The organism is Streptomyces sp. NPDC002125 (assembly GCF_053593715.1).
The window spans coordinates 442,123-460,639 of the sequence record NZ_JBSFDD010000003.1 but is presented as its reverse complement, the minus strand read 5'-3'; the positions used below and the strand labels follow the sequence as shown (position 1 = coordinate 460,639).

General features: G+C 74.6%; 4 protein-coding genes. All 4 read right to left on the bottom strand.

Annotated features, from left to right (window positions below; translation table 11 throughout):
- Positions 1–3: 3 nt before the first annotated feature.
- On the bottom strand, positions 4–3,273 hold the full coding sequence (locus tag ACWCQM_RS07950) for a hypothetical protein (RefSeq protein ID WP_450914430.1): 3,270 nt from the start codon (positions 3,271–3,273) through the stop codon (positions 4–6).
- A 151-nt stretch (positions 3,274–3,424) separates the two neighbouring features.
- On the bottom strand, positions 3,425–17,674 hold the full coding sequence (locus ACWCQM_RS07945) for a lonely Cys domain-containing protein (protein WP_450914429.1): 14,250 nt from the start codon (positions 17,672–17,674) through the stop codon (positions 3,425–3,427).
- Positions 17,675–18,040 (bottom strand): hypothetical protein, encoded by a 366-nt coding sequence (locus ACWCQM_RS07940; RefSeq protein WP_267074839.1) that lies wholly within the window; start codon positions 18,038–18,040, stop codon positions 17,675–17,677.
- Positions 18,037–18,504: a YbaB/EbfC family nucleoid-associated protein gene (locus ACWCQM_RS07935; RefSeq protein ID WP_450914428.1), complete on the bottom strand. Its 468-nt coding sequence runs from the start codon at positions 18,502–18,504 to the stop codon at positions 18,037–18,039. The genes ACWCQM_RS07940 and ACWCQM_RS07935 overlap by 4 nt, the downstream gene beginning before the upstream one ends.
- Positions 18,505–18,517 lie beyond the last annotated feature (13 nt).

Here is an 18,517-nt window from a genome sequence, read left to right as displayed (position 1 = left end):
GAGTCACTCACTTCCATCGCTGTGGGGGAGGCCGACCGGTCCGGCACAGCGGCCGGGCCAGGGGCCCGTGGCCGCCCCGTCGGGGCTCCGGCTCAGCGAGGCGTCCAGCCGCGCCAGCGCGGCCTCGTCCTGCTCGTCGAGCGGTGTCCCACCGGAGGCGGATTCCCCTGGGATTCCAGGGAGTTCACGCAGAAGAATCAGGGGGGAGGCGGGCGCACCGCCGCCCTGGCGGACATCCAGGACCCGGAACACCGTCCCTGGCGGGAAGACCACCTCGTCGGTCCGGGTGTTCTCCGCCGGGCCGTCGAACAGCTGCCGGACCCGGCGCCCGGTGACCGACCAGATCACGTACCGCGCACCGCCCGGCAGTGGCTCATCACTGCCGACGGGCAGTGCGCTGACGGGCCCGGCGTCCCTCAGCAGGCTGCCCGGCGCCGGGGCCGCCCCCGTGCCCGCGCCCCGCACGGCCGCACCTCGGAAGGCGGGCAGGCGGCGCAGCCCCGAGGCCACACAGGCGGCGTACGGCAGAAGCCGCCCGTCGCCGGAACCGAGGGCGCGGTGCAGTGCGGTGTGGCTCAACGGCCCGACCGTGGACCGCAGATAGAGACTCAGCGCGATCAGATCGGCCCGGGCGGCCTCCTGCTCCTGGCCGCGCAGTGCGGGCATCCGCGTGAGCATCCGGGCCACGGCGGCCCCGTAACGCTCCCACTCGGACTCCGCGACCCCCCGGAACGCGACCCGGTCCTCCTCGGTGCTGCTGTACCCGGGCAGGAACGGCGCCGGGGCGAAGTCCTCGACCCCCCGGACGACACCGGTCGCCGGGGTCCCGCCCTCGGGTGGAGTCGGACCGGGCGCGGAGGAGGTCGCGATGGCTCGGACGGGCGGGGCGGACACGGTCTCGGCGGGCTGTCCGGACGTCGTGGCCGCGGGGACAGGGGGTGCGGGATCACCCTCGGGGGCCGTGGAGAGACCCGAAGGGGCGGGGGTGCCTGAGGGCTCCGGGGCACCCGAAGAGTTCGGCGTACCCGAGGAGTTCGGCGTACCCGAAGAGTCCGGGGCGCCCGAAGGTGCTGAGGTGCGCCCGGTCGCAGCGGAACCCGAGGTCGGCTCGGCCGCACCGGCGGGCTCGGCAGCACCGGCCGGCTCCGGGTCGCCGTGTCCGGGTGCGGCCCCGGTCGCCGCCGTACGCGCCGGAGACGGCCCGCCGCCCGTGGTGGCGGCGACGGGAGCACGGCCCGGCGTCCGCCCGGACGCGGCGGCCGGAGAGCCGGGCGGGCCCGCCGGCTCCGGGTCGGGCTCCAGGAGCTGGGCCAGCGGAATCCGGGGACGAGAGACGCCCGGACGCGAAGCGGGACTCGGGCCGGAAGCCCGACCAGGAGACGTCGAAGCCGGGGCGGAACCAGAACCGGAAGCCGAAGCGGAGGAAGAAGCCGAAGCGGAGGAGGAAGCCGAGGCCGAAGCAGACGCAGACGCCGGATCAGGCTCAGGAGCCGGCTCAGGAGCAGACGTCGAAGTCGGAACAGGAGCCGAGGCAGACCCCGAAGCAGACCCCGAGGCCGAACCCGGCGTCGCGCCCGGGCCAGATGCGGACCCCGGAACAGTCGCGCCCGGGACTGAGACGACCCCCGAGCCAGGCACAACCCCCCGGCCCTGCGCGGAACCCCCGCCGGGCGCACCCGAACCCCCGTCGGGCGCAACGCCCCGGCCCGGCGCGGCGGACGACGCCGACGCGGCTGCCGGGCCGGGCACGCCGCCCCGCGTGGACGTCCCCGCAGCAGGAGCCCTGGGCGCCGCGACCGCCGGGGTACGGGGCGCCGACCCCGCGCCCCGTGCCGGCGCGGCCCCCGCAGTCGCGTGCCCCGCCCCGCGCCCGGCCGTACGCCCCGGCACCTTGCCCGGCACCGGGAGCTTCCCGAAGCGGAGGCTTCGCAGATGGTGCAGGCCGGCCAGGTGCCGCAGGGCCTGGCCGCCGTCCACGCAGGTGCCGTGCACCACGAGCCTGGCGCGGGTGCAGACGTCCGCCCCGAGCGCGCCCAGCAGCCGGGACAGCTCCGGCCAGAGCGACGCGTCCAGCGGTTCGCCGGTCCGGCCCACCTCGATCACCGGGCCGTCCGCGGCCACCGGGCGTCCGGCGACGGGCGCGGGTTCACCGTCCGGGCCGCCGACCCACAGGCCCGCCCGGGTCACGCTGACCTGCCAGCGGCCGGAGAGCGGCAGCACCCCCTGCTCGCCCGCCCCTCGGCCGGGGACCGGAGAGGTCCAGCGCAGCAGCCGGGGCTCCTTCCCCGGCGGGCACACCACCGCGTCCACATACGGGTGCCAGCGCGGGACCCCCTCGGCGTCGACGAGGGTCGCGCGCACGGAGTACCGGTCGGTCAGACCGCCGGCCGGAAGCAGCGGCAGCCCGGTGTGGACGACGACCTCATGGCCGAGCGACCCGGCGAGCGCACGCCCCGCCTCCAGTACGTCGCTGCGTCCCCCCGGGGCGATCCTGACCCGGGAGCGCGCCGCCGGGGGCAGCGACCCGACGGCCTCGGCCACATCGGCCGGCAGCACGTCCTCCCCGTCCGGTACGCCGACGAGGACCAGCGGCCCGCCCCGGTCCACCGGTATCGCGTAGCAGAGGTCCCCGAGGCGCGGAGCGATCGCGTCCCTGGGGCGTACCAGCAGCCCGGCGGGTATCTGCTCGACCACACATCCGCCCGCCGTGCTCCGCACCCCGGCCGCGGGTCCCGGCTGCCACGCGGGAGCGGGCTGCCTCGGGCCCAGCGCGACCGGTTCGGCCCCCGGCGAGAAGCGCCACCAGCCGGCCTCCGTACGGGAGCCGGGGCGTACGCCGGGGACGAAGAGCCCGCCGCCCGGCACGACCAGGACGACCGCGTCGGGCGCGATCACCTCCAGCCCCCAGGCGTCGGCGATGCGGCGGGCGGGGGCCTCGCGGTCCGGGCCGTCGAGTCCGGCACCGGACATGACCAGCCTGACGGAGGTGACGTCCTCCTCCCGGAGCGAGTCGAGCAGCGTGGCGAGCCGTGGCCACAGCGCGTCGGCCAGCGACTCGTCGGCGCCGGTCACCACGGTCACCGTGCCGTCGTCGTCGAAGGCCAGGGAGCGGGCGAGATCACCGATGTCGGCGGTGCTCAGCGCGTCGTCCGACGGCGACCGCAGCAGCACGACGCCGTCGTACTCCTCGACGGCGAAGACCGCCGCGCCGTCGGTCTCCGGGGGGCGGACGTGACCGGCCGGCCTCCTGCGCTTCAGGGACCATCGGCTCACAGCCCGGCTCCGAGCTCAGTCATACGGTCCTCACGTGTCCACGCCTCGGCAACCACTACCGCCCCACATCACCCAGCCGAGCCCAACTGGTCGCACAGGGCGGGTAGTTACGCCATGAAGACTGGGTGAACATACGACAACGGCTGCCCGGTCAGCCCGCGGTCGTCCGTGTCCCGCCCGGCCCCGGCACGGCGCCGGGCGTCAGCAGGAACCCGGGCTCTCCGGTCTGGGGGACCGCCGTGCCGGGGCCGGGCTGCGCGGGGTCCCCGGGCCGGGCACGGGACCAGGCCCCCGCCGCCGAAGGCCCGCCCGGCGCCGCCTGGTCCCGGAGGACGACGACGGCGTACGGGGAACCCGGGGCGCTGGAACCGGTCAGGAACACCTTGTCCGTGGTCGTCCAGACACCCCGGCCCGTCAGCGCGCCGATCACCGGGCGCGGATCGGTGCCGCCCGCCGTTCCGGCCTCCCGCACGGCCAGGAGCACATCGGTCCGCAGGGGCTTGCCCGCCAGTTCCCTGTCGCGCGAGAGCAGTTCGCCGATCTCGTCGTACGGAACCCGCAGGACGGGGCTGCCGGGCAGCTGCATCACGAGGTGGCCGGAGTCCCCCGGCGCCCAGATGACGTACGGGTCGGGGCTGTCGGGGGTCTTCCACGGCGCGGGCACCACGCCGCCCGGCTGGAAGCCGCCGCCGGGCCCCGGCACGGCCGTGACGAGGGCGGCCGTGTTCAGGGGGCCGGGCTTCCGGGGGGTCGGGAACCAGGTGCGGCCCGCCGTGCTGCCGTCGGCGGCGAGCAGCCGGGTCTCCGGCGCGAGGGCGCCCAGCGTCTCCAGGTGGAAGGCCGCCACGGCCGTCGGGTTGTCCAGGTCCCGCCCGGCGGCGGCCGCCCGGGTCACCAGGTCGATGACGTCGCCGCGCCGCGCCGGGTCGGGCCCGCCGAGATGCAGGAGGCGCGCCCCGGCGGCGTCGGGATCGGGCGTCCGCTGTTCCCATGCCAGGGCGGCGGCCGTCGCCCAGAACAGCCAGGCCCGCTGGGCGGGCCCCACCTCGGCGCCCGTCGGCAGCCCGAGCACACGCGCGGCCTCGGCGTCCAGGGCGTCGGGCCCGGCGAAGCCGTCGAGCCGCCGGGCGGCCTCGACGAGCAGGGGCAGCGCGACGAACGCGCTGAGCGCGGCTCCGGTACCGGAGGCCGTGGCTGCGTGCAGCAGGGCGGCGCGGTGGTCGTCGGGAGTGAGGGCCGTGCCGGGCAGGGGGCCACGAAGGGCCCGTACCGTCTGTTCCAGCAGGTCCATGGTGAACGGCGTGGCACCGGCCAGCGCCGGGTCCCCCGCCCGCATCGACTCCACGGAACCTATGCCGGCCAGCAGTTGGGAGTACGCGGCGTCCTGCTCCACATCCGGGCCGAACACGTTCCGCAGGGCGCGCACCAGCCGCAGCGCCGCGTCCCGGACCTCGGGCGAAGCGGGCCCGTCACCCTGGTGCAGGCCCGCGCCGCGTGCCGTGGCGTCGAGCGCGGCGCCGGTGGGCTCGGGCCGGAACTCCAGCCACCGTCCGCGCCTGCCCTGCGGATCGGTGCTCAGGATGCGGACGTGTCCGCCGCCCTGCCGCGCGCTCAGCCGCTGGATTCCGCTCGGCCGGGTGGAGGCGAACACGGTGCGGCCGGTCTCGTTGGCGGTGTACTGGGCGTCGCTGACGGTCGCCAGCGGATCGGCGACGTACGGCGCCCGCGGGGAGTCCCCGTTGACGAAGTCCGCGCCGCCCGGGGTCGCGTGCCAGCAGGCGTCCATCACGATCACATGGTCGTCGGGGAGCTGGGACACACTCGGCCGGCGCTTGAGGAAGGCGCCGGTCAGGGGCCCGCGCGCCATGTGGTTCGCTCCGCCCTCCAGCGCCATGTCGGTCATCCCCGGGAAGGCGTGCACGGCGAAGAAGTACGCGGGCCTGCCCGCCCAGGGCACGAGGCCGGGGTCCTTGGTCAGGACACCCGTGACCGGGTTCTGGTGCCAGAGCTCCGTCGTCGTCGGCATCTGCCGCATGAGCCCCTCGAAGCGGGCCGCCTCGGCGGGGTGGAAGACGAACCGTCCGATGGACCTCCCCTGCGAGACCTGGGTGTACGACACGACGTCGCTCTCCCAGTCCTGCGCGTCCTGCCGGGCGCCGGGCCCGGGCAGCTGACCGGGCTCGCTGACGATCCAGACCCCGGCCGTTTCACCGGGCCGGTGCTCGGGGGAGACCACGGCCCGGTCCCCGGACCCGGAGAAGGCGAGACGTCCGCTGGTGGACCACGTCGTGCGGCCGGTCCGGTCGGCGACGGCTCGTGGCAGGTCCAGGCCCCGGGCGCCCGCCTCCGGGACCAGCAGGACCAGCGGCACGTCCGGCGGGAGCCCGGCCAGCACCGGGTCCATGGCCATCAGCTCGGCGAACACCTCGCCCGGCACCCGGTGGGCGTTGCCGTCGGCGTCCAGCACGACGACATGGTCGTGACTGCCCTCGGCGGCCATCACGACGTACGGCGGCGGGCCGCCGGGGTCGAACACCGGCCCTCCGTCCGGGCGTTGCAGGGAGGCATCGAGCTGCGCCGTGTCGAGGCCCCTGACCCTGCCGCCCGTCCAGTTCCGTCCGATGGAGCCGCCGGTCCTGGGCAGGGTACGGGCGACGGCGAACACCCCTTCGAGCACCAGGTGGAACGCGGCCAGCTCGGCGAGGCCCCGGGCGCCCTCCACGTTCTCGTCGAGCGCCACCCGGAACAGTTCGCCGCGCCGCGCCCTGGTCACCGGCTCCTGCTCGCCGAGGCCCAGGACGTACCGAGCCACCGCGTCCAGGTCGAACGGGCCGTCGCGCAGCGCCGACCGGGGGCCGTTCCCGCGCAGGGTGTCCAGCCGCACGAGGGCTTCCCGGAGCGTGGGATAGAGCGGGTTGCCGTCGATGTCCGGGCCGTAGAGGTCCACCAGGATCTGGTGGTGGTCCGGCCCCGGCTCGGGGGACGGGCTGCCCTCACCGGACTCCCCGTCCTCCCAGTCCATGATCATGTAGAGGGAGTCGACGCTGCTCGCCGGGGACGAGGGCTCCGGCGAGTCGAGGAGCAGCCGCGTGGGCGCGGAGGTGTCGGGCTCGCCCCGCTGGACCCGCACCAGCCGCTGCTGTTCCGGCGTCAGTCCCAGCCCCTCCACCGGAAGCCGGCTGCCGAGCAGGACGGCCTGCGCGGTCTGCCCAGCCGACAGCGTCACCCCGATCGCGTCCAGCTCGGCGAGCGACACGTGTCCCTCCAGGGGGACCACCGGCGGGGCGGGCGGCGGCGCGGAACCGCCCTCGGGCGGTGGCGCGGCGGACGTCTTGACCTGGTCGGGGACGACCCGCACGCCCAGCCGGTCCGTGAAGAGACCGGCCACCCGCTCCAGCCAGCCCGCCGCGACCGCGGGATCGAGCCCGGGGCGCACGGACTCGCTCATGTAGCGGCCCGACTTGTCGTTCACCGTCCACCGGCCGCGCTCCGCGTTCCACCGGAACTCCCCGGAGACCCGGCTCAGGCCGGGGACCGTCCGCCCCTTCCCGCCGAAGTCCGCGGCGATCCCCGTGTGACCCAGTCCGTCGAGCTGCGCGCGGAGCTGATCGGCGGTCAGCTCGGGTGTCACGCGCCGCATGCCGGTGAGCAGCGCGTCGAACTGCTCCGGCGTCACGATCGCGCTCGGCTGTTCGCTGCCCAGCAGCACCCGCCCGTCCCCCGTGACGGTGTAGATCCACACGGCGTCCTTGCTGCCGGTGACCAGCAGGTCGGGATCGACCTCGTCCAGGGGCACCCACAGCGGATTCACGCGTACGTCGCCCGCCGCGTCCCGCTCCTCGTCCTTGACCCGCTTGGGGGCGACCTGTTCGCCGAAGGTGAGGAGGTCGCGGGGTGCCGCGCCACTGCCGTTGTAGTGGTTGTGCCCGTTGTAGTGCACCTCGATGACCCGGGACGCGTCCCGCAGCCCGGCACGGTTCTCGTCGAACAGCAGGCCGTCCCTCGCCACTTCCACCCGGACCTCGAAGGCATGGGCGAGCAGCGGCAGGAAGATCTCGCCCACCGGGTCGATGTACCGGTCCTCCCAGTGGGCGACGGCGTCCAGGACGGTCTGGAGCTCGACGTCGTCCAGGGGCGCCTCACTCGTCGCGTAGAGGGTGGTCAGCTCCCGGCGCAGACCCGCGTCCGAACGGTCCACCAGCGTGTCCGCGTCCACTCCGTGGTGGGCGAGCAGGGTGACGAGTGCGGTCCGGTGGAGTCCGCCGATGCGGCCGGCGAAGTCCGGGGCCGCCGACATGCGCAACTGGCCGATGATGTGCGGGTGCAGCCGGCCCCGGCTCGCCCTGACATAGCCGTCGACGGCGGCGCGCATCCGGGCGGCGACGACCGCCTCCGGGCCTTGTTCGTACGTGCCGTCGGGAGAGGTGGCGGCAGCGGCGGCCGTCAGACCGGCGCGTACGGTGCGGGGGTCGCCGAGCCAGGCGTACGCGGCGGGGTCCGACTCCGCGAGGCCCGGCAGCCGGTTGCGCAGATAGGCGGGGTCGCCGGCCATGAACGAGAACAGCAGGCACTCGCCGGACCCGGGGACGGTCACGGGCCGGCCCCGGGCGGGGCGACCCGGCGAGAGGGGGCCGGTCTTCTTCGCGGACACCGCCCCGTCGCCCTCGGGAGCCTTTCCTTCCGGCGCCTTGCCCTTGCCCTTGGGGTCCTTGGCGTCCTGGGAGCCCTTGAGGTCCTTGAGGTCCTTGGAGTCCTCGGGGCCCTTGGAGCCCTCGGGGCCCTTGGCCTCCGGGGACTTCCCCCCGGGTGCCTTCCCTCCGGCCTCGGAGGACTTCGTCCCCGGAGCCTCCGCGTCCTCCCGTACCGCGAGCTGGTAGTGCCGGTCCGCGAGGCTCAGCACCACATGGGGAGGCGGTCCCGCGGGCCCGCCGAGGAGCAGGTCGAGCGTGCCCGTGGTGTCGCTGGGCGCGGGGTGGAAGACCTGGGGGCGGCCCGACGCGTCGACCACCGTGATGTCCACGCCGAAGGTCCGCGCGGCGAGGGCCGGGAGCAGGTCCGCCGCCCCGTGGTTCCACCCGGCCTCCCCGTCCGCGTCGCCGGGCCGCGTCAGCTGGGCGATGGCCAGCGCCGCGCGGGCCCGGCGGTCCGGTGTGACGGAGTGCGGCATCAGCCCGTCGAGCCCGTCGAACTCACGGCCGCCCGGGGTGTCCACGCCCAGGGGGCCCGCCCCCCGCAGTCCCGCCGCGGTGACCTCCGCGTCGCTGAAGGTGTCCGTGTCGTCCGGCGCGACCAGGTCGAGCAGGTCGGCGTCCGACGGGTCGTCGAGCCGGCTCGCGAGCAGCGGCCGGAGCGCGGCGACTGCCGCGCGCCGGTCCGTGAGGTCGATGCCCCGGTCGGTGAGCAGCTCGGGCGCCGTCCTGCTCAGCCCCTCCAGCAGGGCGTGGAGGAAGGCGTCCCCGTCCCTGGGCACGTCGTGGAGGGTGTAGGTGACCTGGTCGGGCGAGGTGAGCCGCGCGTCCTCGCCGGTGCCTGTCCTGGTGTACACGGGGCGGGCCGGGGGCGGCGGCGGTGCGGGGGCGGCCGGGGCCTTCACATGCACGACGGCGGGCGGTTCCGCGCGTCCGCCGAGCCGCTCCCGGCCCTCCGGGGTGGCCGCCTCCTGGTGCCAGCGGGTGAGCTGGTCCGCGCCCGCCCTGACCCGGTGGTATTCGGCCGCCGCCGTCTCCGCCGTCGCCCTCAGCCCGTCGAGCAGGGTCCGGCGGTTGCCGAAGGCCGTGAGGGCGGCGTCCCGTCGCCGGGTGGCCTCCTGGACCCGGCGGCGCGAGGAGGCCACGTCCTTCTCCGCCCTGGCGACCCGCCGGTCGACCACTTCCGTGCGGCGGCGTACGACGTCCATGCGGCCCTGTTCCGCGGCCAGTTGGTCCCGGGCGGCCTGTTCGGCGGCCTTCAGAGCGGCGCGGGCGTCGTCGATCTGGTCGCGCACGAGCCCGGCCCAGCCGTCGTGGGCCGCCTCGCCCGTGTCGGTCTCCTCCAGCGTCTCCAGGGCCGCGGTCGCGTCCCGCACCGCCCGCTGCCCGGTGTCGCGTACGGAGTCGAGCCGGAGCTGTGCCGCCTCGTGCGCGGTCCTGGCGGTCTCGGCGGCGTCGTACGCCAGGTCCAGGCGGCGACGGTCGGCGGTGGCGGTCGCGAGGACCGGGGCGAGGGCGCTCTCGGCGGCGTCCCGCGCCTCGCGCAGGGCGAGGGCTCCCCGGCGCTTCTTCCAGTAGGCCTTGTCGGCGTCGACCCAGGCCTTGCTCGCGCTGCCGACCGCGTCCCAGGCGGCGCCGACCCGGGCCGGGAAGTTCGTCTCGTCGATCAGCCCGAGCTCCCGGGCGATGTCGTCGCGTACCCACACGACCGCGTAGGCCTCCGAGGCGACCGCCTTGAGCCCCGGCCTGACGCTCCCGAACGCGCCGCCGACGAACCGTCCGATGCGGCTGTCCTTGATGCCCCGCTGCACGTCGGCGACGCTGAGCCAGGTGGTGGGCACCGCGAAGAGGAACACCCGGCCCGTCTTGGGCTTGGTGTTGACCGAGGTCAGCTGGTCGGCGGAGGTGGCGAGGGAGTCGCCCGTGCCGGCGTACGGTCCGGTGCCCGAGGCGCCGAGCTGGTTGAGCCCGGTCCGGTCGGAGCTGATGAGGACACCGGCCCCGATCGCCGAGTCCTGGACGCTCTCCCGGCCGACGCTCGTCGCGGCGCTCTCGCCCGCCCGGCGGAGCATCTCCATCTTCTTGCCGTCGGCGACGGTGAGCAGCGTGGCCCGGCTGAAGTCGGGTTTGGCGTACAGGTCGAGCTGGGCGCTCTCGTTGCCGATGACGCTCTTCTCGGTGAGCCCGGGGACGCGGTAGCCGCCGAGGGTGACGGCCTGGTGGTAGTACGCCGACAGGGCGGCGTTGCTCTCCCCGTCCTCCAGCGCCTGCGCGGAGCCGGTGCCCAGCCGGGTGAGTCCGGTGTCCCTGGCCCGGTAGGGGGCGTCGTCCGCGTCCGTGGAGAAGCCCGCGTCGTAGGAGAGGGCGACCGCGTAGGTGCTGGCCATCCGGATGTCCGCGAGCCCGATGATCCGGCGGACGTCGAAGCCGGTGTCGGGGAAGCGGAACGGTCTCAGGCTGCCGTCGCCGTGCTTGGTGTACGGCCCGAGCGCGTTCTCCGGGACGCCCGGCCGGGGCGGGGCGAGCGCGGGCAGGGACGGCGGTGGCAGGGGATCGGAGCCGGGGTCGCCGTCCGGGGCCATCAGGCTGAGCGGCACGTGCTCGCGCAGGGTTCCGGCCGGGCCCTCCTCGGTGAGGACCTGCTTGCCCCTGAACCGGTCGCGCGCCGCCACCGCCCGCCCCTTCAGCGAGGTGTCCGCCTCGTCCGGGGCGGGGGCGTCGTCCGCCTCCAGGGTGATCCGGATGCGGTACGGGGTGGCGATCTCCGCGTACGGCTCCGTGGACGCCGCCCGGAACACCGTCAGGGTGGAGGCCGTCCGGCTCGCCCCGGTGGTCTGCCGTCCGGACCCCGTCTCGGTGAAGGTGGGGCCGGCCGCCGGGGCCGTACGGTCCCCGGTGTGCACGCCCTCGCCGACGAGATAGCCGACGTCCGCGCCCTTCGAGGACTCCGCCCCCTCCTGCACGGTCTCGATGGCCCGCCGGTTCTCCTCCATCTCCACGCTGTGGTCGAGCATCTCGAAGGACGGTGTGCCGGGCAGGACCTGGACACGGATGCGGACCTGCCGCTTCCCGATCCGGAAGCTGTGCCACCCCCACGCCCCCGTACGGGCGGGCACCGACGTGCCGGTGCCCGCCATCTCCTTGTCCAGGGAGCGCAGCACACGCGAGGACACCAGGGTGCGGACCCGCTCCCGGCCGGCCTCGTCCAGCCCGAGCGCGTGCGTCTTCCGGTCGAACGCGGCGAGCACCGCCGTCGGATCGAGCGCGTTGACGGGGTACGTGCCGAAGCTGTTGCCCTGCAACCAGGGCTGCGGGGACCACCGGCGGGCGGTGTAGCGCGGCACGTCGCCCATGCCGTCGTCGATCAGGCCGACCAGGTGGGCGCTCTTCTCGGGCACATGGGCCAGCCAGCCGCCCGGCACCGTCGTCATCCGGCCCGCCGCCGCCGCGAGCCAGTCCGGGACGAGCGCCCGGCCCGCCGCCCGCGCGCCGATCAGGCTCGCCGCCAGCGCCAGCCAGTGCTCCACCGTGCCCGTCACGAGCACCTGGTGGCCGAAGCCCTTGCGGTTCATGTCGTGGACGACGGCACGGGTGACGGTCGTGTTCGACTGGTCGGCCGTCGACCAGGGGCTCGCGACCAGGCCGTAGGTGCCCAGCAGTCCCGGCCCCGTCGCGTGGGAACGGGCGTAGGTGAGCTGCCCGCCGGTGAAGAAGGTCGACGTCCTGGTCAGCTTCCCCGAGGTCTGGCCCGTACCGCCGAGCACCATCTCCGTGTCCATCGGGACGGAGCCGGTCAGGGCCCGGATGTCGCTCACCGCCGTCAGATGGCGGAAGGTCGCCCAGAGGGTGGCGTACGGCCCCTTGCCCATCAGCCCGGCCGCGGTCCAGCCGAGCGGACCCGAGCTCTGGTCGAAGTTCGCCGTCAGGTACTGGGCCTGGAAGGCGCGCAGGACCGACTCCCGGGTCGGGGCGCCCTCCTCGGTGAGCTGCCACGCCCCGCCCGACCCGGCGTCCAGCAGCCCGCCGAGCGCGTCCATGAGGGCAGGGGACGGCACGACGCCGATGGTCAGGAACGGATGGTTCTGGAGGTCTCGGAACAGCCGTGAGCCCCGGCCGTCCGCCGACACCGGACCCGGGTCCCCGACGACGTCGGTGGCACGCACCAGGGTCCCGGACCGGGCCGGCTCGCCGAGCGCCAGCGCCCTCGCCCGCTCGGGCCGCAGATGGCGCACCGGCTGCTGCCCGATGCTCAGGAAAGGGTTGGCCCTGCCCCGGGCGTGCGGATCGACGGCGGGCGCGTGACTGCCGGGGATGCTGATCAGCACCTGCCCCGTCATCGGCCCGCCGCCGATCGTGCCGCCACCGGGACGGGAGCCGATCAGCAGGTCGCGGGCCTGGTGGAAGACGAACGGCTGGGTCCCCAGCAGCCCCAGGGTCGCCGTCCCCCTCAGGAGCCCCCGGAACCGCCAGTAGCCTCCCCGGTCCACGGTGAGCGCGAGGTCGTAGCGGTACAGGTGGGAGGGCCCGGCGCTCACGGTCATCGGTTCGTACGTGGCCGTCGCGCCGAAGCCGGTCTCCTGGTCGGACTGCCACCCCTTGCGCGCCCCGAGCGTCAGCACTCCCGCGTTGTTCGGGGCGCCGATGTCGTCCGCGCTCGGATCACGGAAGGCCAACTGCCCCTCGAAACCGAGCTCCTTGACGCGCTTGGCGCTCTTCTGGCCGTCGACCCGCTCGACGCCGACCGTGCTGTAGCGCAGCTTGAAGTCGTCCTGGACACCCTCGAAGCGGCGGTTGGTCAGCTCGGCGTGCAGCCAGATGTAGCGGTGCCCCTGACCCAGCCTGCCGGGCTCGTTGAACCGGATTCTGATCCCGGTCGTCGTCAGCGCCTCCAGGTTCCCCGCCATGCTCCGGTACGACAGGGCGGCCAGCACCTCCAGCGTGTTGGAGAGCGCCGTGCGGTACTCCTCGTCGGTGCGCCACAGCGACGACGCGGGGCGGGCGAACGGCCCCGGTGACTCCAGCAGGGCCACGGTCCGCTCACGCCAGGTCCTGCGCTCGCGCGGCGCGAGCTGGTCGAGCCGCGCGACGAGGCGCGGATACTCCGCGGCGAGCCTGGTCAGGACCTCGTCGGCGAAGGTGTCCAGCATGGTCCGCTCACGCCCCGAGGCATCCGTCACCGCCGACCGCGCACCGTCGGTGAAGGCGAACTCCTCCACCCGGTGCATGCCCAGCGTCGGGGGGCGGTCCACCGTCAGATAGGCGGGCGCGAAGGGCGGCGGCGCGCCCGCCGTCAGCGCCCGCCGCAGCCCGTCGTCCCAGCCCGCGAGCCGCCGCGCCTCCGTGCGCGTCATCCGGTCCACGCTCCAGGTGTGGAACCGCTGGGGCGGGGCGGTGCTGCCACTCCGGTTGACGTAGACCGTCTTGCGTACGAGGTAGAGCCCGGTCAGGTCGCCCTTCACCTGGCCCGCAGACTTGACGGAGCCCGAGCCGCCGAGCGCGGCGGTCCGCGACACGGAGAAGAGATAGCGGAACGCGGGCCCGAACTGGAGCCGCAGGTTGAGATTCCCGTCGGCGAGGTCGAAGAAGTTGAAGGCCGGGCCCACGACACCGTCGATCCCGAACGCCGCCGTCTTCTGAAGGCCGCGCTCGTTGCGGACCGTCGAGGTGTTGATGTCGCGCATCTCGGCGTCGGACGTCTCCGTGATCAGCGTCGCCCGGCCCGGCACGACATCGACGACGAACACGCCGAGGGGGGTGCGGACCGTGTCGTCAGCGACCAGCGGCACGGTCGTCACCCGGCCCCGCGACAGCGCGGGGCCCTGCCGCTGGAAGCTCAACGAGGAGAAGAAAGCGTCCAGTTCACGGTAGGCCGTGCTGCCCGGCAGCACACCGATCTCCGCCGCCGCCCAGTCCCGCATCCGGGCCACGGGCCCGAACCCCTCGGTCCGCACCAGCCGGTACGCCGACTGCCGGCCCAGCTCCAGGGAGCGCGGGATGCGCCCCGGGCGGGCCGTGCCGCTGGTGACGCTGTCCGGCAGCCGCACCGAGAGGCCGTCCCGCATGCTGAAGCCGTGGAACGCGGCGCCCTCCGTGCCCGGCCGCAGGCCGTCCACCGGCCGCCCGTCCGCGTCGGTGAGCCGCAGTTCGTAATAGGCGTGGTCCAGATAGACCCGCGAGCCGTCCAGGGCGCGCGTCTCGGTCTGGCTGGTGTGCTGGTCGGCCTGCCCGTACGAGACCTTGTCGGTGAACCCGAACCGCAGCCCCAGCCGGCCGAATCCGCTGAACGCGGCCGTCCCCATGGGGCCGACCGGTCCGCCCAGCGCGATCTGGGTGGTGGACTGCATGGTCTTGCTCTGCCCGGCGGCGGCCACCGAGCGGTGCATCCCGTCCACCTTCACCGGGTTGCCGTAGGCGTCGTCGAACTGCTCCCAGTCGCCGTGGTGCCGCACGACCAGCGACAGCTTGCGCACGCTGCCGTCCGCCGCGGTGTACGGAAACACCCGGCCGTCCCCGGCGAGGGTCTTGGGCTCGTGCCGGAAGGCGTACGTCACGTCGCCCATCACGTCGCCGGCGTCTCCCGCCAGCACCCGCTCGATCTCCGCCAGGGCCTGTCCGGTGCCGCGCAGGACGACATCGCTGTGCCCGAAGGTCAGGGAACCGGAGAGCAGCTCGCCGATGATGTCGTCGGGCACACCGTCCAGCAGGGCCTGTACGTCGTCGATGTAGTCGGGCATACGGGTGCCGTTGCCGAAGTCCACCGGAGCCCGGCGCCCGCCCAGCGGCCGGGTCAGGGCCGGGTCCAGGACGGGGGGCCGCGTCCGGTCGAGAGTGGTGCGGATCCACTCCTTCTGCTTCGGGGGCGGGGTGGGCTCGGGCTTCGGCTTCGGCTGCGGCTTCGGCTCGGGCTTGTCCTTCGGCTGAGATTCGACCTCCGGCTTGGTCTCCGGCTCGGTCTCCGGCTTGGTCTCCGGCTCGGTCTCCGGCTTCGGGAGCGTCCCGGAGACGGTCACCGTCGGCTTCGGGGTGGCCGGCGCCTCCTTCTCCTGCGTGGGAAGGACGGGAGCGTACGGCTCCGCGCCGGGGTGCCCGCCGACGGTGCGCGGCCGGGCGGGCGGCGGGGGCGCGGCGGCCGTCGTCCCGGCGGGGCCGACGTCCCCGATGTGGGCGGCCAGCAGCTGGAGGTGGCGGCCCCGCAGCCCGCCCTGCGCGAGCCCCTCGGGCGCCGGGCGCCGGTAGTCCCCCAGCAGGCTTCCCTCGACATCGGGGCGGTGCGGCGCGACCGCGTGGCGGGACTCGTCACGCAGCCCGAGCAGATGGCCGATCTCGTGCGCGTAGTCGACGGGATCGGCGTCGGCCCACCATGCGGACCGGGTCATCTGCTCGTCGCGGGGGATGAACCGGACGTTGAGCCCGCTCGGATGCGGGTCGGTCTCGACCCGTTCCACGGTCACGTGCAGCAGGTCCCCGTTCGGCAGCCGGTGCCCCGGGGCGTTGAACGCCTCACCGACTCCGCTGAGCACCTTCTCCCATACGTTGTCCGGGAGTTCGCCGGTGGCGCCCGCACCGACCTTGACGGTCAGATCGGTGACGCTCTCGCCTCCGACCTCGAAGCGGCGTACGTCGAACTTCGAGTTCACGGCGAACTGCGTGGTCCGGCCGGGCCGTTGCGGGTCCGGAGCCGCAGACACGGGGTCGACCCAGGTGTGCGCACGGGTCACCGGATCGGTGCCGGAGCGGGCCGCCTCCCAGGCGGGCGAGCCAGGGGCGGCGGCCTCGGGGAGCGGGGAGGACCGTACGGGCCCGCCCTCCGCCTGCGAGCCGGACCGCTCGGGCTCCGGCTCCCGCGCAGGGCCCTGGTGCTCCCCCTCCAGGTCCTCACCGGTGGCCAGGTCCCGCACCGGGTCCCGCACGGCGTCCGGCGCCCCCTGCTGCTCGCCGACGCCCGCCGGGCGCGCGCCGGGGGCGGACCCGTGCGCGGGCGAGGAGGCGGGCGCGCCGGCCGGTGCGGATGCCGACGCGGCGCCCGGCGGCGGCACCGAGGACGGCGCCGCGGCCGTGGGCCCCGACGTGGCCGCCGCCTCCTCCTCCGCGTCCGCGTCCACGGCATCGGGCAGCACCGCTTCCGGCCCCCGCCCGTCGGACGGCACGGACGACGAAGGCGCCGACGACACGGGCGACGAACCGGGCGACGGCGATCCCGGGGAGGACGACACGGGGGACGCCGAAGGCGAGGACGGCATCGACGACGGCAGTGACGACGACTGCACCGCACCCGGCGGACCAGGAAGCGAGGACTGCGGCAGCGGCACCGACGATGCCGGCAGGACGACCGGCGACGTCTCCGGCAGGATCACGGGCGGCGCCGTGCGCGTCGTACCGTACGGCCCCGTCCCGGTCGGCTGCCCGGCGGACACCGGCGGCAGGACGGTGGAGGACAGGTTGCCGTTCACCGTCGGCACCGGCGGCACGGCCATGGACGGGGACGGCAGGTCGCCCGTCACCGGCGACGGGGAGTACGGGGGCGGCGGCGAGACCGGCGGCGCGGTGTAGGGCGGCGGCGTGGAGAGCGTCGCCGCGGGCACGGGCGGCAGCGGCGACGGCACGGCGGTGGACGGCCCGCCCGTGGTCACCGTCGGAACGGGCACCCGGGTGGTGTCCGGCGGGCCGTCACCACTCCTGTCGGCCGGCCCGGGCAGATCGTTGACCCCGCCCTGCGGCACCGGGGTGGCGAAGAACTTGGTGTTCAGCCACAGCGCCCCGCCCCCGATCGCGGACTCCGCGTACATGCCGAACACCCCGCTGGTGCCGGAGCCCACGAAGGTCTCCCACTTGAACTCCCATTTCCCGTCGAAGAGTCCGGTGACCAGCACCTCCGCGAGCGTCTCGCTGAGCCCCGAGACGACGAAGACGGCGGGGATGTCGTAGACCTCGTTGAGCCCCTTGGCCAGGAACGGATTCCGCTTCGGGAAGTCGATGATGTCCAGATGGTCGAAGGAGTCGGCACTGTTCTTGAACCAGTTCTTGAACTTGTCCGAGAAGTGCCCGAAGGCGCCCTCGAAGAGACCTCCGAGCGCCCCGAAGGCCGCCGCCTTGCCGACATCGCCCCAGTCGATGCCCGGCGGCCTGCGGGCCGGCGGGTTGAACGCGATCTGGGCGAGCTTGACCGCCAGCGTCTGGATGGCCTCGGCGAACGCCCCGCTGAGCGCGGGCGCGATATGGGTCATCCGCAGCAGCCGGTCGATGATCAGCAGCACCGCCAGCCGGCTGCGCGCCCTGGCCAGCGCCATCTGGGAGATCGAGGTGCCGCCGGTGAAGAACGCCATGGCCGCGAGGAAGGCCAGCTCGATCAGGAGCATGACGATCTCGGCGATGATCTCCCACTTCGACTCCTGGATCTTCATCGAGTAGTCGATCTGGCCGTCGGCCATGTCGTCCAGCTGGTCGACGAGCTCCTGGAGCCGGTTGACCCCGCCGTCGTCCGTCAGCAGGGACAGCCCCTGGACGTATCCCCGCGCGACGTCCTCCGGGAGCGCCCGCCCGGCGTTCAGCACCGACTGCTGTACGGCGTCACGCAGTTCGAGGACCCGTTTCCCCAGGTCGAGGTAGAGGGCACGGCTCTCCCACGCCAGGTTCTCCCGGGCCTGCAACGGCATCTCGCCGAGCAGGATCCAGAGCATCTTCCTGACGTCCTCGGGGAAATTGATCTCCTGCACTCAGCGCTTCCCCTGCCCGCCGTCGCCGTGGAGCGCCTCGTCGGTCTTCCTGCGGTGGGCCGCGATCTGTTCCGTGGCGTCGGTCCGGGTGCCCTCGATGTTCTCCAGGTTGGTGAGCGTCGCCGAGACCAGCACGTCCAGCGCCTCGTACAGGCCGTGGGCGATGTCGGTGCAGTACGCGTTGTTCTCCTCGTACTTCGGGCGCACCTCCCGGGCGAAGTCGTCGGTCCAGCCCGGCCAGTCCGTGTAGTCGTTCTCCTGGCGCCGGAAGTCCTGGCCCATCCGCTTCGCCAGCGCCGGCAGGCTCTTCATCTCCTCGATGCTGCGCCGCAGCCCGCCCGGGTCCGCCTCGTACACCCCGCTCATCGTCTGCCCCCTCCTCGTGTGCCCGGCCGTGTGTCGTCGGAGTCGTCGTGGATCTCGTCCCGCAGCCGGTCGCTCGCCGAACGGCCACGGCCGCTTCCCTCCCCGCCGTACGCGGGACCGAGGACGCGGTCCCAGTCGACGTCGAAGCCGCCGAACTCCGGGGCGACGCCGGTGGGCCGGGTCAGCGGCTCGAAGATCTCCCGCACCCGGTACGCCATCTCCGCCCGCGCCTGGTCGGCGGCCTCCAGCACCGAGGCGGCGAGCTGGGCTGCCGGCATGTTCCGGTAGCGGCTGTCCAGGAAGCGCAGCCCCGTCAGCTCGCCCTGGGGTCCCACGGTCACCTCGACCGCGCGGTCGCGCGAGCGCACGGTGAGCGAGGAGTCGCGCAGCTCCTCCTCGGCACGGGCGACAGCGGTCTCCACGGCCTGGAGTTCGGCCATGGCCTTGGCGATGCGCTGCTCCATGGGCTCGCGCGGC

Excerpts from the sequence above, each read along its gene's own strand:
- ACWCQM_RS07935 (WP_450914428.1), bottom strand. The coding sequence starts at position 18,504 with ATGGAGCAGCGCATCGCCAAGGCCATGGCCGAACTCCAGGCCGTGGAG.
- ACWCQM_RS07940 (WP_267074839.1), bottom strand. The coding sequence starts at position 18,040 with ATGAGCGGGGTGTACGAGGCGGACCCGGGCGGGCTGCGGCGCAGCATC.